Annotated in this window: 15 protein-coding genes and 1 tRNA gene; 6 read left to right on the forward strand and 10 right to left on the reverse strand. The window is 66.0% G+C overall.

Annotation, left to right across the window (positions count from 1 at the left end; all coding sequences use genetic code 11):
* Position 1: 1 nt before the first annotated feature.
* Positions 2 to 193 (reverse strand): hypothetical protein, encoded by a 192-nt coding sequence (locus J0X25_RS36400; RefSeq protein WP_207288757.1) that lies wholly within the window; start codon positions 191 to 193, stop codon positions 2 to 4.
* 107 nt (positions 194 to 300) lie between these two features.
* Between J0X25_RS36400 and J0X25_RS39860 the strand changes: the two genes are divergently transcribed.
* From J0X25_RS39860 to J0X25_RS36415, 3 genes are all read left to right on the forward strand, one after another.
* A complete protein-coding gene (locus tag J0X25_RS39860) occupies positions 301 to 498 on the forward strand; it encodes a J domain-containing protein (protein ID WP_225896689.1) in 198 nt (65 codons plus the stop codon).
* A 123-nt stretch (positions 499 to 621) separates the two neighbouring features.
* On the forward strand, positions 622 to 2,223 hold the full coding sequence (locus J0X25_RS36410; RefSeq protein WP_207288759.1) for a GTPBP1 family GTP-binding protein: 1,602 nt from the start codon (positions 622 to 624) through the stop codon (positions 2,221 to 2,223).
* A gap of 130 nt (positions 2,224 to 2,353) precedes the next feature.
* Positions 2,354 to 3,418, forward strand: a complete 1,065-nt coding sequence (locus tag J0X25_RS36415; RefSeq protein ID WP_207290941.1) for a pyridoxal-phosphate-dependent aminotransferase family protein — start codon at positions 2,354 to 2,356, stop codon at positions 3,416 to 3,418.
* 26 nt (positions 3,419 to 3,444) lie between these two features.
* Here the strand turns inward: J0X25_RS36415 and J0X25_RS36420 are convergent, their stop codons facing one another.
* From J0X25_RS36420 to mch, 4 genes are all read right to left on the reverse strand, one after another.
* Positions 3,445 to 3,831: a hypothetical protein gene (locus tag J0X25_RS36420; RefSeq protein ID WP_207288760.1), complete on the reverse strand. Its 387-nt coding sequence runs from the start codon at positions 3,829 to 3,831 to the stop codon at positions 3,445 to 3,447.
* Positions 3,832 to 3,907: 76 nt separating this feature from the next.
* Positions 3,908 to 4,633 (reverse strand): HAD family hydrolase, encoded by a 726-nt coding sequence (locus J0X25_RS36425; RefSeq protein ID WP_207288761.1) that lies wholly within the window; start codon positions 4,631 to 4,633, stop codon positions 3,908 to 3,910.
* Positions 4,634 to 4,707: 74 nt separating this feature from the next.
* Positions 4,708 to 5,232: a double winged helix-containing putative transcriptional regulator gene (locus J0X25_RS36430; RefSeq protein ID WP_207288762.1), complete on the reverse strand. Its 525-nt coding sequence runs from the start codon at positions 5,230 to 5,232 to the stop codon at positions 4,708 to 4,710.
* Positions 5,233 to 5,234: 2 nt separating this feature from the next.
* On the reverse strand, positions 5,235 to 6,167 hold the full coding sequence (mch, locus tag J0X25_RS36435; RefSeq protein WP_207288763.1) for a methenyltetrahydromethanopterin cyclohydrolase: 933 nt from the start codon (positions 6,165 to 6,167) through the stop codon (positions 5,235 to 5,237).
* A gap of 153 nt (positions 6,168 to 6,320) precedes the next feature.
* Here mch and J0X25_RS36440 point away from each other — a divergent pair, with 153 nt between their 5' ends.
* Positions 6,321 to 6,764, forward strand: a complete 444-nt coding sequence (locus J0X25_RS36440; RefSeq protein WP_207288764.1) for a universal stress protein — start codon at positions 6,321 to 6,323, stop codon at positions 6,762 to 6,764.
* 104 nt (positions 6,765 to 6,868) lie between these two features.
* On the opposite strand, the gene J0X25_RS36445 is transcribed toward J0X25_RS36440, so the two are convergent.
* Together J0X25_RS36445 and J0X25_RS36450 are read right to left on the reverse strand one after the other, a co-directional pair.
* On the reverse strand, positions 6,869 to 7,177 hold the full coding sequence (locus J0X25_RS36445; protein WP_207288765.1) for an MTH1187 family thiamine-binding protein: 309 nt from the start codon (positions 7,175 to 7,177) through the stop codon (positions 6,869 to 6,871).
* Positions 7,178 to 7,339: 162 nt separating this feature from the next.
* Complete coding sequence (locus tag J0X25_RS36450) at positions 7,340 to 7,693, reverse strand: HalOD1 output domain-containing protein (RefSeq protein ID WP_207288766.1); 354 nt, start codon at positions 7,691 to 7,693, stop codon at positions 7,340 to 7,342.
* A gap of 585 nt (positions 7,694 to 8,278) precedes the next feature.
* On the opposite strand from J0X25_RS36450, the gene J0X25_RS36455 reads away from it, so the two are divergent.
* Entirely contained in the window at positions 8,279 to 8,722 is a 444-nt protein-coding gene (locus tag J0X25_RS36455; protein ID WP_207288767.1) for a DUF4112 domain-containing protein, read from the forward strand.
* A 482-nt stretch (positions 8,723 to 9,204) separates the two neighbouring features.
* On the opposite strand, the gene J0X25_RS36460 is transcribed toward J0X25_RS36455, so the two are convergent.
* The 3 genes from J0X25_RS36460 to J0X25_RS36470 form a co-directional block, all read right to left on the reverse strand.
* Complete coding sequence (locus J0X25_RS36460) at positions 9,205 to 9,624, reverse strand: PPOX class F420-dependent oxidoreductase (protein ID WP_207288768.1); 420 nt, start codon at positions 9,622 to 9,624, stop codon at positions 9,205 to 9,207.
* A 295-nt stretch (positions 9,625 to 9,919) separates the two neighbouring features.
* Positions 9,920 to 9,990 (reverse strand) — tRNA-Gly (locus J0X25_RS36465).
* 113 nt (positions 9,991 to 10,103) lie between these two features.
* Entirely contained in the window at positions 10,104 to 13,226 is a 3,123-nt protein-coding gene (locus J0X25_RS36470; RefSeq protein ID WP_207288769.1) for a PAS domain S-box protein, read from the reverse strand.
* A 244-nt stretch (positions 13,227 to 13,470) separates the two neighbouring features.
* On the opposite strand from J0X25_RS36470, the gene J0X25_RS36475 reads away from it, so the two are divergent.
* Complete coding sequence (locus J0X25_RS36475) at positions 13,471 to 14,343, forward strand: putative RNA uridine N3 methyltransferase (protein WP_207288770.1); 873 nt, start codon at positions 13,471 to 13,473, stop codon at positions 14,341 to 14,343.
* Positions 14,344 to 14,346: the final 3 nt, after the last annotated feature.

Genomic DNA, 14,346 nt, shown 5'->3' on the forward strand with positions numbered 1-14,346 from the left:
CTCAGAGCCGATTGATGTCGACGTCCTCCGACTCCGACGGCGACGGTTGCGTCGGATCGGCCTGCCCGGCGCACTCGACGCACAGTCCCTTCCCGTCCTCGTAGTGCTGGCCGCACGCGAGCGTGCCGCAGTTCGCGCACCGCTCCTGTGCCTGTCGGGACTCGCAGATCTGGCAGAGGCCGCTGACGCTCATACGCGACGTTCCACCTCGAGCGCCTTGAAACCGGGGCCGGAACGCGTCGGCCGCCGACGCGTTCGATCCGCCGTTGGCTTTAGGTCGGTGTCGGTCGAACGGCCACTGTGAAACGATCATCCCGCTCTCCGACCCGGCTCACGCGGGCCGAAGCCCGGGAGATACTGGACGTTGGCCTCATGGCAGACGCTGCCGAGATCAGGGCCGCCTACAGGGAGCGGGTCAAGGAAGTCCACCCGGACAACGGCGGCGATCGAGCGGCGTTCATGCGCGTGACGGCGGCCTACGAGCGACTCTCCGAGTGACGGCCGCCGGCGGGCGAGGCGGACCCGAGCCGTTCGCCCGACCCATCGAGGCAGCGATCTCCTAATGTCGCGTGCCAACACCTCACGGGAAAGTTTTTGCCATGTGAGCCGCTATCGAACTGTATGAGCCGTGACCGGGCTCTCCTCGAGCGAGCCCTGGACCGTGGCGAACAGGACGGTGGCAACGTCGAATTCAAGGAGCGATTGTCACGTGACGTCCACCTCGAGGGTGGACGCCGGGAGAGTCTGGCCGCGCAACTGCGACATCGACTGCTCTCGGGGGACGGCGAGGCGACGTACGTCGTCGGCGTGACGGACGACGGCGGCCTCGCCGGTATCGATCCCGCTACGTTCTCCGAGACGATGGACGTACTTTCCTTACTCGCCGAAGAGGCGGACGCCCACATCGACGACGTCCAGACCTGGGGTATCGAGGACGGACTCGTGGGCGTCGCACAGATCTGCGAGGGGGGCGTCCTCGAGACCGACGACGAACACATCGTCGTCGGGACGGCGGGCCACGTCGACCACGGGAAGAGCACACTTGTCGGCTCGCTCGTGACCGGCAACCCCGACGACGGCGACGGAGCCACGCGCGCCTACCTCGACGTTCAGCCCCACGAGGTCGAGCGCGGCCTCTCGGCGGATCTCTCCTACGCGGTCTACGGCTTCGACGAGGAGGGGCCGGTCCACGTGCGGAATCCGAACCGGAAGGCCGACCGGGCGGCGGTCGTCCAGGAGGCCGATCGACTCGTCTCGTTCGTCGACACCGTCGGCCACGAGCCGTGGCTCCGGACGACGATCCGCGGGCTCGTCGGCCAGAAACTCGACTACGGGATGCTGGTCGTCGCGGCCGACGATGGACCGACGCGCACGACCCGGGAGCATCTGGGCGTTCTGCTCGCGACGGACCTGCCGACGATCGTCGCGATCACGAAGACCGACATCGTCGACGAGGAGCGCATCGAGGAGGTCGAGCGCGAGGTCGAACGACTGCTGCGCGAGGTCGACAAGTCGCCGCTCAGAGTCGCCCGCCACGGCGTCGACGCCGCCGTCGAGGAGATCAGCGAGCGCGTGGTCCCGATCGTCGAGACCAGCGCGATCACGATGGACGGGCTCGACACGCTGGACGAACTGTTCGATCGCCTGCCCAAGACCGCCCAGGACACCGGCGAGTTCCGGATGTACGTCGACCGGAGCTACTCGGTGACCGGCGTCGGCGCGGTCGCCTCCGGGACGGTCATGTCCGGCGAGGTCGAACCCGGCGACGAACTCCTGCTCGGTCCGATGCCCGACGGCCGCTTCCAGGAGGTCGAGGTGCGGTCGATCGAGATGCACTACCACCGCGTCGACAAAGCCCAGGCCGGCCGGATCGTTGGCATCGCGCTGAAGGGGGTCAAGGAGAGCGCCATCGAGCGCGGGATGGTTCTCCTCCCGCGGGACGCGGACCCCGACCCCGTTCGGGAGTTCGAGGCCGAAGTCATGGTGCTCAACCACCCGACCCGGATCGGCGACGGCTACGAACCCGTCGTCCACCTCGAGACGATCGGCGAAGCCGCCGCGTTCCACCCCGAGAACGGGCGCCTGCTGCCCGGCGACACGGGCGAGACCACCGTCCGATTCAAGTTCCGCCCGTACCTGATCGAGGAGGGCCAGAAGTTCGTCTTCCGCGAGGGGCGCAGCAAGGGCGTCGGGACCGTGACGAAGGTCCACCCGATGGAGTGAGCGGCGCTCTCCGACACTGGTCTTCGCGGTTTCTCTGTTCTCACGGTTCGTTCTCGAGCGAGTAACACGCCACCCCATCGCCGCAACCGTAAACCGCTACTGCGAGCGGTTCCCAGGGCGAGGTATGACGCTGCAGTTCACGCCCGGTCCGACGGCCGTCCCGCCGTCGGTCAGGGAGGCGATGGCTGAGGTACAACCGAACCCGGACGTCGACCCCGCGTTCGCGGACCGCTACGAGGACCTTTGTGAGAAACTCGCGGACGTCTACGAAACGACCCGCGACGTCGTCGTGCTCGGCGGCGAGGGCATCCTCGGACTCGAGGCGGCCATCGCCTCGCTGGTCGCGCCCGGCGACCGCGTTCTCTGCGTCTCCAACGGGCTCTACGGCGACGGCTTCGCGGACTTCGTGGAATCGTACGACGGGACCGCCGAACTCGTTTCGGCGCCGTACGACGAGGGGTACGACCTCGAGGCGATCGAGACGACACTCGAGGACGCCGCCGACGCGGGCGAACCGTTCGAACTGGCGACGCTGGTCCACTGCGAGACGCCCACCGGGGCGCTCAACGAGATGGGGCCCGTGCTGGATCTGCTCGAGGAGCACGACGTGCTGAGCGTCGTCGACGCCGTCTCCTCGCTGGGCGGGACGCCGGTGCCGACCGACCGGATCGACGTCTGTCTCGGCGCCTCCCAGAAGTGTTTCAGCGCTCCGCCGGGGCTGACGACCGCCGCGATCAGCGACCGCGCGTGGGACCGGATGGAGGAGCGCGATCCCGCCTCCCTCTACACGAACTTCCTCCCGTGGCGGGATGTCTCCGACGGGTTCCCGTACACGCACCTGAGTGCGAACGTCGCCGCGCTCGACGCGGCGCTCGACCGCTTGCTCGAGGAGGGGCTCGAGTCGGTCTTCGAGCGCCACGCGAACGCCGCCGAGCGGTGTCGCGAGCGCGGCGCCGAACTCGGACTCGAGAGCTATCCCGACCCCGAACGGAGTTCGCCGACCGTGACGGCGTTTCACCTCCCGGGCGAGGCGAAGGAGGTACAGCAGCGGGTCGCCGACGAGGAGGACGTCGTGCTGGCGACCGGCCTCGGCGACCTCGAGGACGACATTCTACGAATCGGGCACATGGGATTCAACGCCGACGTGGAGAAGGTCGACCGGGCGATGGACGCCGTCGAAGCCGTACTGGACTGAGCGGAGATCGGTCCGCCTCCTTTCGATCAGTCGTTCGAGATCGTTCCCAGTCCGACCGGCGAGTCGCCGGTTGGCGTGCCGCCGAGGGTCACCGCGTCCGGTCGCATGAACAGGATCGCGTCGTCGGGCATCGAGACGTCCGTCCGTATCTGGCGGTCGAGGAAATCGACCGACTGCGGGGTCGTCCCACTCCCGACGAGCCCTCGTTCGATCCCCCGGCGCGCGTTCGGACTCAGGTAGAACTCGCACGCGGAGCGGTCGGGGTGGGACTCGAGTCCCCGAAACAGTCGCTGACAGACGTCGATCGGATCGCGACCGGAAACGGTGACGACGGCCGCCGCCTCGCGGTCGGAGTCGGCGCTCGAGCGGATCCCCTCGACGATCTCCCGAAAGTTGATCGCGCGGTCGGTCATCGGTTCGGGCCTCGGCGGACGGCACCTAAAAACGCCCGGTCGGGAGCGACGCGACCGCAGAGTTCTCCCGCTGGGATCACCAGGGCGGCGTCGCCAGTTCCGCGAGCGTCTCGAGTCGGTACGTCGGCGGCGGATCGGGCGTCTCCGGGACGGCCTCGCCGTCGGGAACCCACACCGACCGGAGGCCGGCCGCGTTGGCCCCCGCGACGTCCGACCGCAGCGAGTTGCCGACGTAGACCGTCCGCTCGGACGTCGATCCGAGCGCCTCGAGCGCGAGGTCGAACGGTTCCGCGGCGGGCTTGGCGGGCGCGTCGTAGCCGGCACAGACCACCGTCTCGAACCGGTCGTCGAGACCGATCGTCTCGAGTTTCGTTCGCTGCATCTCGGGTGCGCCGTTGGTCACGAGTCCGAGGCGGTACTCCGCGGCCAGCGCGTCGATCACGTCGCGGGCGCCGGGGACGAGTTCGACGGCCTCGCGGTCCCGAAGGTCGGCGTAGGCGTCGGCGACGGCCCGGCCGGTTTCGCGGTCGTGACCGGCGGCGACCGCGAGGTCGGCGAAACACCGCCGCCGGAGGTCGACGATGTCGGTGCTCTCCTCGAGGTAGTTTCGATACCCGTCATAGTAGTCGTCGATCGACCACGGGCGGCCGACTCCGGCGCGGTCGAACGCCCGCTCGAGGACCTCCGCACCGGACTGCGTGTACCGACAGAGGGTATCGTCGAGATCGAAACAGACCGCGTCGACGGCGCCGTCGGTCTCGGACGTCGGGTCGACGGTCGATCCGGGTTCACGCCCAGACATCGCTCCGACTTGGTGCGGGAGGCCCTAAAATCGATCGTCGTCTCGAACGGGGTCCCGGTCGCGGCGGTTCCCCATTACTCGAGCGCCGCCGGCCGATAGCGGTCCCCGTCTCCCGTTCGTTCGACTCGCTCGAGCAAGACGGCCCACTCGAGCAGTCGTCGAACGCGCTCGACACGGTCGACTTCGAAACGAGCGGGGCGATTTTCTCGGCCGGACGCGGCGTGATCCGCGGCTAGCTCGTCGGCGACGGCGGCCGCGGATAGCGGTTCGCCGGCCGATTCGAGGCTCTCGAGGACCGCTTCGGCGCCGTCGACGCGCTCTCGAAACGCTCGTCCGGAATCGGTGGGATCGAGGGTCGGAGACTCGTCGGAACGGGCCGCTGGCAGCCGGCAGTAGCCCGCCGACTCCGCGGAGACGAGTTCGAGTGCTCGCAGAAAGACCAGCCACGTCTCGGCCTCGCTCCGGTCCTCGAGTCGCGTTTCGGCGACGAGATGCGCACAGCAGTCGTCGACCGCTCCCGCAGTGGCGGGGACGGCCTCGAGGATCGCCCCAACGCTCGCGAGATCGTTCGGCGGCTCCGGAACGGGTTTGAAGCGCACGCTCAGAGGTCGAACGAGTCGACGAGCAGGTCCTCGTCCGTCTCGCCGTGGACGTAGGTCGGGCCGCCGACGACGTCGACGGTCACCTTCGCGGGCGCGAAGAGGTCCGAGGGGACCTCCGAGAACTTCCACTCGAGATCGTCGAAGACCTCACCGAACGGGCGGCCGTGGTCCTCGGCGGCCGTCGAGGGGATCGAGTCGAAGACGTCGGCGTCCTCGCGAACCGTGAGGTGAGCGGTCCCGCCGTAGGCGATGGCGTCGTTCGTTCGGGCGATCGCGGTCTCCTCGTCCGCCGCGACGGGGGCGACCGGCGCGCGACCCGTCGCCGAGACGATGTCCAGGGGATCGTAGCCCAGTTCCGAGAGCCGGAAGACCGCGAGTTCGGCGGCTCGAGCGGCGTTCGTGACGCTCCCGACGAGGCTCGCGGTGGGGTAGGCCAGCAGGAAGACGCTGCTGGGCTCGACCTCCGCGAGGTCGGCGACCTGTTCGGCGGCCGCTTCGGTCGGCTCCTGGTCGGTCTCGACCGCCAGCGCGGTCAGGTCGAACGCGTCCGTGTAGCCGACGCGGCGGAACTCATCCTCGTCGGCGACCAGCGCCCGCGCGGGGCCGCTGCCCAGCCCCTCGAAGTCGTCGGTCGTCAGCTCCCAGCCCGCCTTCTGCGAGCACAGCAGCGAGAGCGCCGGCTGATCGGTCGCGAGCTGGATATACGGGATCGGCGCGTCGCCGACCTCGCCGAGGTGGTGACTCGGCGTCGCCATCCCGGCCGTCTGGATCTCCGTCAGCAACAGCCCCGCCTCGATCCCGCCGTCGAACTCGAGTCCGAAGTCGAGGACGGTCGCCTCGTTGGCGAGGTCGAAGCCGCCGACGTTCAACTCCTCGGCGTAGTCGAGGGCCTCGTCGACCAGCTCGATCGCCATCCGATTGAGACTCTCCATGGCGACGGGTTCGCGCCCCGGGGTAAAACAGTTTGTCAGTTCGCGTCCCCGGCGTCGGTCGGCCGGCCGGACGAGTGCGTCTTCTGCTCCCGGTATTCTCCGCGAATGGGCGTGACGGATGGATTGATATGTAAGACGGCTGTCCGTTCCGGTATGTACACGGTACTCGTCCCGATCGCCGACAACGAAGCGCGAGCGACGGCCCAGATCGACGCCGTCCTCGAGCTTCCGAACGTGGCCGACGAGGTCGCCGTCGAAATACTGCACGTCCGGAAAGAACTCGAGTTCGCGGACTCGGACGCGGACGTCCAGATCGGCCAGGTCCGAACTGACCTCGCCGAGGAAGATGTCGCCGAACTCCCCGAGACGGTGTCGCTGGCCGTCGACAGGCTCGCGGCCGCCGGCGTCGATGCCACCGTCAACTCGGCGACCGGTAATCCGGCCGCCGCCATCGTCGACGTCGCCGACCGACTCGACGCGGATGAACTCGTCGTCGGCGCCCGTCGCCAGTCGCCCGTCGGCAAGATCCTGTTCGGCAGCGTCGCTCAGTCGGTAATCCTCCACACCGACCGACCGGTCACGGTTACCCCCGCCTGAGCGACCGCTCTCGAGCGCTCAGGTAACGAGTAGGCTCCATCGAGCGCTCGAGTGACGGACGGACTACAGGTGGATGGACTGACTGCGGACCACTGCGCGTGCCCTCACTCGTTTTTCGCCGGCCGACCCAACTGTTCTTCGACGGCCCGAACTTTCTCCGCCGCGGACGTCTCCCGATCGCGTTTGTCGTCGATCTTCAACACCGTGCTCACGCGATCGCCGTCGACGGCCTCGTGGGCCGCCTGCGCGGCGTCGAACAGTTCCCCGATGTCGTCGGCCTCGATCACCGTCCCCATCGGATTCGTCTCGTACTCGACGTCGTACTCCTCGAGCGCGTCGACGGCCTTGGCGATCTCGCCCGACATGCTGTCCTCGATCACCGGCGCGACGCTCAACAGTGCGATTACTGTCATGGACTCACTAACGACGACGACGCTCCTAAAGCCGTTCCATACCGACTGCGGTTCGTGGCTCGGGGACCTCGACGAAAGCGACCGTCGCGTTCGCCACCGCCGTCGCTCTCGAGGGAGTGAAAAACGGAACATCGGAGAGACGAGAACGGACCCGGGAGCCGATCAGTCCGCTCGTGGCGACGACGGCGCGTCGGCCGGCGGGTAGATGATGACGTCGCCGTTCGCGTAGACGTAGATTTCGTGCTCGAGGGCGGTGAACGCGACGTGGCCGCTCGAGCGCTCGGTGCCGTCGGCCTTCCTGCTGAACAGTCGGTCGAGCGCGTCGGGGTCGACGCTGTCGTAGAGGGAGAACTCGCCCTGCGAGACGTCGGTGTCGGCGATCGAGGCGATCGCGTGGACGATCGTGGTCGTGATCGTCGCCGTTCCGTCGGGGTCGTGGTTGAAGACGTAGCGGTCGTTCGTCTGATCGTACTGCAGTTCGTCCGTGTCGGTGGTGGGTGAGAGTTCAGTTTGCATGTGAGGGAGGACGCTCAATCGTCTATTGATTCCTAGTTACTCGGAGTATAAAAGCTATTCGCAGGCGAAATAGGTAACCAAACGTGACCGAAAAGGCAGCTAATAGTTCAAATATATCCATTATAAGTTGGCAGTGACCATAGACAGAGACGACCAGTCATCGTAACGATACGGAGACGACGGCGACACAAGGGGCGATTACTCCTCGTCGGCCGATCGTTCACGGATTCAACTGCCGGTTACACGTGATTCCCGATCGACGAGACCGGAGATGGCATCGCCGAGCGAGAAGGGGACTCGAATGGGTAACTCGCAACAGAGTACTCCGCTCAGTATGGCGCTCGTCTCCGGAACGAAACGGTGCTCGAGGCCCCGTCGACGCGCCTCGTCAGCCGACTCGGCGGGCCGCCGTTCGCCACAGCCCGCACACTCGAGTAGTGATCCACGCGCTTTCATCCGTGACTCACCCCCTGATTCTCCCGTCGGGGGCCGTCGTCGCACTCCGGCGGAACGCGACGGTCCCGCTGCCGGCCGCTTGCCACGGCCGCCCGGGAACTTATTCGACCGCGTGCCCGACCACGGGGCATGGCTACTGGTTCGACCGACGACATCGAAGCGGCCCTCGACGAGTTCGACGGTGACCTCCCCGCGGGAGTCGACGAGGCCGCGATCACGCGCATGCGCCTCGTCGCTCGCGTCCTCGACGAGGGAATCCCCCTCCCCGGCACGAGCTACCGGATCGGACTCGATCCGATCGTCGGGATTCTCCCCGGCGCCGGTGACGTCGTGGCCTCGTTCGTCTCGCTGTACATCGTCGCCGAGTCCGCCCGGCTGGGCGTCTCCCAGTCGATGCTCCTCCGGATGCTCGCGAACATCGCCGTCGACACGATCGGCGGCTCCGTCCCCGTCCTCGGCGTCCTCTTCGACGCCGTCTGGAAGGCCAACAAGTGGAACGTCCAGCTGGCGCTCGAGGACCTCGCCGGGCAGCAGGGATCTGAGCCCGGTCCGGAAACCGTCGTGATCGATTAGGGTAATCGGCTGTCGCTCGAGGGCACTGGTTCTGGACGGTGGGGGCTCGAATTCGCGCGCACTTGCGCGCGTTGGTACGACGTAGCATCACTTGCTGGGATTTGACCCCCAGCCAGACGATCGCTTGCTTCCCTCACGGCTTCGGATGGATAGCACAGCGAGACGAAAGAAGGGTGTCCTCACCGATCTATTCGGGCGGAAAAGTGTGCTCTCACCGCGAGCGAACGGAGTGAGCGAGCGGGCCGACGACCGACCCGGAGAGCGCGGCGCGAAGCGCCGCGAATAGGCGCGCGGCGAAGCCGCGAGGGGTGGGAGGAGTGCTTTTCATCGAAGCGAAGCGGGATCGAAGATCCCGCGAGGTCCGAGAGAGCGTCGCTTTCTCGAGATTTTCCCGAGGGCGCTCCGGAGGCGCGCCCGCAGCGCAAAAGTTCGGTTGGCATACGTAGTTGCTGTTCAGTACAGGGGCTGTATCTCTCCACTGATCATGAATGATTCCGTTCTGGCGATCCTAGCGATTTCGAAACGACCCGTTCTGGACTGATATGGAGGAGGACACGAGGTAACTCTCGGTCGTAGGGATATTCGTCAACACCCCAATATCGTTGCGCCTGTTGGTCGGTGAATTCTAGTGCCCCCTCTTCGGGCATTTTCTCCACTTCACCACGAACTTCTACATATCGATAGTAGTCGTCGGGATCGATGATCGTGACCGTCACACGCGGATCATGTTGCACATTCTCGTGTTTGCGCGTTCCCTTATTTGTAGCGACGAGAAGGTGTGTGCCATCGTAATCGGCCCACACTGGCGTGACTTGTGGATGCCCGCTCGGAAGAAACGACGCAATAGTCGCTTTCGCTGGCTTCTCGAACAGATCCAGTGTCTCATCCGGGAGCGTCTCCATACCCGGAAGAGACGAAGAATGCAAATAAGTCCACCGCTAAAACGATCAATTCGTATCTGTAGTTACCGAATCCGGCGATTCGATTTCGAATGTGCTTCTGAATAAGGAAATCGTACTACTATCTACTGATATCGAACACTGCGCTGGCTGGGATTTGAACAACGCGAAGACGGTCCTGCTCGCTCACTTCGTTCGCTCACAGGCTGCGACTTCTCTCGTTCAAATCCAGTACGATTTCTCCGAACACGATTACTCGCGTTGCTACGCAACGCTCGTGATGTTGTGTTCGGAGAAATGCGCTGGCTGGGATTTGAACCCAGGTTGTGACCATGGCAAGGTCACGTGATACCACTACACTACCAGCGCCCGGTTGCACTTACATCTACTTCGGGAAGGGTGTATAAGGGTTGCGAATCGACCCGGCATCGGCATGCCGACACACGCAACTCGACGCCGAAATGCGTACGACGAAACGGCCGTCACCGATCGCCATCGTCCGTCATCGAGAGCGTGAACGAGAAGGTCGACCCCGATCCTGGCTCCGACTCGACCGAGAGGGTGCCGCCGTGGCGCTCGACGATTCGATCGCACAGGGCGAGTCCGATCCCGGTGCCGCCGTGCTCACCCTGCGAGTGGAGACTCTGGAAGACCTCGAAGATCGCGTCGGTGTCGTCCGGATCGATACCGATTCCCTGGTCGGCCACGTCGATCTTCCAGCAGTCGTCCGCCGGCTGCCGTTCGGCGGAAAGGTGGACTCGAGGCGGCTCGTCGCCGCTGTACTCGATGGCGTTGTCCAGCAGGTTCTGGAACAGTTGGCGCAACTGATCGCTGTCGCCCTCGACGCGGGGCAGGGGCTCGGCGGTGATCGTCGCGTCGTGGTCGTCAATCATCACCTGCAGATCGGTGCGCACGTCCTCGAGCACCGCGTCCAGGTCGACCGGTTCGAACGCGTTTCCGCCCGTCTCGACGCGCGAGTACGCGAGCAGGCCGTCGATCATGTCGCGCATGCGCTCGGCGCCGTCGACCGCGAACTCGATGAACTCCTCACCGTCCTCGTCGAAGGCGTCGCCGTACCGGCGCTCGATCAACTGGAGGTAACTCGAGACCATCCGGAGGGGCTCCTGCAGGTCGTGGGAGGCCGCGTAGGCGAACTGTTCGAGGCGCTCGTTGGACTCCTCGAGTCGCGCGACCAGTTCCTCGAGTCGCTGCTCGCGTTCGATCTGGTCGGTGATCTCCTGCGTGAAGCTCAGCCCGGCGAAGATCTCGCCGTCGGCGTTCCGCAGCGGCGCCGTCCAGACCCGCCAGTGCTCGCCGTCGAACGTGATCGTCGTCTTGTCGGTCTCGCCGTCCTCGAGGGCGGCCCGGTACATCGGCTCGAGTTCGCCGACGATATCGTCGGGGAAGACGTCCGGCATGCGTTCGCCTTCCGTCCGGTCCGCCTCGGGTAAGGTATCGCCCACGATCGCGCCCTCGACCAGCGTGTACCGCATATCGGCGTCGTAGACGCCGACCGCACCGTTCGGGAAGTTCTCCGCCAGCGTCCGGTAGCGGCGTTCTGACTCCTCGAGCTGTCGTTCGCGGCGTTTCCGCTCGGTGATATCCGAGATGGCGCCGCTCATCCGCACCGGCTCGCCGTCTTCGTACTCGACCTCGGCGCGTGAGACGACCCACATGACCTCGTCGTCCGCGTTCCGGACGCGGAACTCGGTCTCGAGTTCGCCCGTCTCCTCGAGGGCGCGCTCGAGTTCGGCCCGCGTCCGCTCCCTGTCCGCCTCGTGAATGGGCTCGAAAAAGGCGTCCATGGGCGCCCCGTCTGTGGCCGTCTCCGGATCCATGCCGTACGCGTCCGCGAGGAACTCGTCCGCCGTGACGACGTCTTCCTGAACGTCCCACGTCCAGAGTCCGACGGACGCGGCCTCGGTCGCCATGTCCAGTTGATTTCGGACCTCCCGCAGGTTCCGTTCGCGTTCGCGCTGCTCGGTGACGTCCCGAACGAGACAGATGAGTTCGTCGTCGCCGGTGTGGGTCAGCGAGTGCTGGGACAGGAACGTGGTGCCGTCGCTGCGCACGCAGGTCGTCGTGCCGGTCCACTGGCCCTCCTCCGAGAGCGCCGGGAGGATTTCCTCGACGAACCGGTCGGGATCGGCCTCGATCCCGAGCTCGTTCCAGTGCTTGCCGAGCATTTCCCCGGGCTCGTACCGGAACGTCTCCGCGTAGGCGTCGTTGACGTAGATGAACTCGCCGTCCTCGTCGAGCAGGCCGATCCCCTCGCGGGCGGCCTCGAGCGCCCGTATCACGCGCCGGTGTTCCCGCTCGCGGCGTTTCCGTTCGGAGATGTCCCGCACTACGCCGACCTCCTCCTGTTCGCCGTCGTCGGTCTGCAACGTCGCGAAGGTGCCCTCGGCCGGAACGCTGCTCCCGTCCGCCCGCTGAATCTCCGCTTCCATAGCCGGCGAGTTCGAGTCGTCGTCGGTCGCCGACGGCAGTCGCTGCTTCGACTCCTCGACCGTGGCTTCGTCGACGACGAGGGAGGCGTGCTCGCCGATCAGCTCCTCGCGGTCGTACCCGGTCAACTGCGCGTACGCCTCGTTGACCATCGTGAACCGCCCGTCCTCGTTTTTCACGTAGATCCCGTCGTTGATCGTCTCGACGATCGTCTCGTACTTGGTCAGTTCCCGCTCGCGCTCCTCCCGGTCGGTGACGTCGCGACCGATCCCGGCCAAAACGGGTTTTCCGTCGGGATTCTCGAGCCTCCCCGCGACGAATTCGTAGGGGATCCGCTCGCCGCTCTTGGTGCGGATCTCCACCTCGAGTCGCGCGCTCCCCGTTTCGAAAACCTCGGCGATCCCCGCTGCGGTCCGCTCGTGGTACTCCTCGGCGACGAACTCGAGCGGCGATATCGACTCGATCTCGGCGTCGGCGTAGCCGGTGACCGCGGTCAGGGTGTCGTTCCACTGCTGGAAGGTGCCGTCCTCGTCGACGACGTAGAACATGTCGTCGACCGCGTCGAGAATGCCGTCGGTGTACGCCCTGTACCGCTCGAGTTGGGTCTCGCGCTCGCGCAGTTGTCGCTCCGTTTCGATCCGATCGATCGCCCCCGCGAGGACGTTCGCGACGCTTCGGACGAAGGTGGCGTCGTGTTCGGCGAACGAGCGGCGATCGCTCGCGTAGATACCGAGGACGCCCCACGGCTCCTCGAGGGAGCCGATTACGACGCTGATCCCGCTCACGACGTCGTGATCGGTGAGTAGCTCGGAGCCGGAGACGGACTCGTCGCTACGAAGATCCTCGATAACGACCGGTTCCGCGGAGTGCAGTGCGTGGCCCGTCGCCGACTCTCGATCGGCGGACACCGTCGCGGTGCCGACGAGCCCGTCTCGCCAGCCGGCGCCCGCTCGTAACGCGGCCTCCCGTCCGTCCGACGTTAGCTCGAACACGCCCGCGTATTCGGTACCGAGCGTCTCCGCGACGGCCGTCGCCGTCTCTCGAAGCAACCCGTCGAGAGGCTCGGGTTCCAGGGCCCGCTGGCCGAGGTCGGCGATCACCTCCTGCTGGTGAATTCGGCTCTCGAGTTCGGCCTCCGTCGGCGAGGGCGATTCCATTACTACCGAGACCATGTGTGTTAGAACGGTAAAATTCCTCGGTACGACAACGTCGAATTCGTGTCACATTGCGCATCACTACTCGCGCCGATCTCGACACGTCACCGCGAGTGAGTGTGTGCCTTCACGGCACGAATCCGGGGGTGTGAGGCGTTCACAGCCGGAATCGAATCCGCTACCCTTTTAAGACCCTATCCGCAACACATCGCTACAGTCTAGTGACGCGGCGCCGAAGCGTTTCGGCATGACCGTCAGCGTACTCGTCCCGTCGTCACTCTCCCGGGAAGCCGAGGACAAACGCGAGGCGACTCGCAAACTCGGATACGTCGCCCGCGCGGCGACGATCTTCCGGGCCGATCGCCTGATCGTCTATCCCGACCGGGACGGCGAAACGGGGCGATTCGACGGCGGGTTCGTAAGCACCGTCTTGCGGTACGCCGCAACGCCGCCATACCTCCGCAACGAGGCATGGGGGATGCGGGACGAACTGGAGTACGCGGGCGTCTTGCCGCCGCTCCGCGCCATGTCACAGACCGGCTCCGAATCGAACGGTTCGGGGTCGTCAAGACAAGGGATCGTGACCGAGGTCGGACCTGAAGGGCGCGTCCGGGTCAATTGCGGACTGCAACACCCAATCTCCCTCAACGTGCCTCCAGCAATGGAGGTCGAGGAGGGGGAGCGCGTGACCGTCAGGATCTCTTCGCGACGACCGGTCCGGGCGAAGCTCGAAGACGGCCCCCTTCCGGGGCTGTCAGTCGAGCGGACGGACCTCTCCGCAGCACTCGGCCGTGAGGACGCCGGCGTCTGCATCGCCGCCTCCCGATTCGGTGAGCATCTCACCGTCGGGCGGCTCGAGACGCTGGCCGGACGCGTCCGCGACGGAATGACCGTCGCGTTCGGCGCGCCCGAGCGAGGGCTGCCGGATATCCTCGGAATCGAGGCATCCGCCGTCACGGCTGCACAGGACGCAGACGACGACGGGGATGACGGAGTCGAACCCACAGCCGATCCGGGGTTCGACCTCTGGCTAAACACGGTTCCGGATCAGGGAAGCGAGGTCGTGCGAACGGAGGAGGCTCTGTTCGCTACCCTCGCCCCCCTCTCACTGAGAGAGTGATAG

Origin of the sequence: Haloterrigena alkaliphila (genome assembly GCF_017352155.2) — an archaeon.
Classification (GTDB): Archaea; Halobacteriota; Halobacteria; order Halobacteriales; family Natrialbaceae; genus Haloterrigena; species Haloterrigena alkaliphila.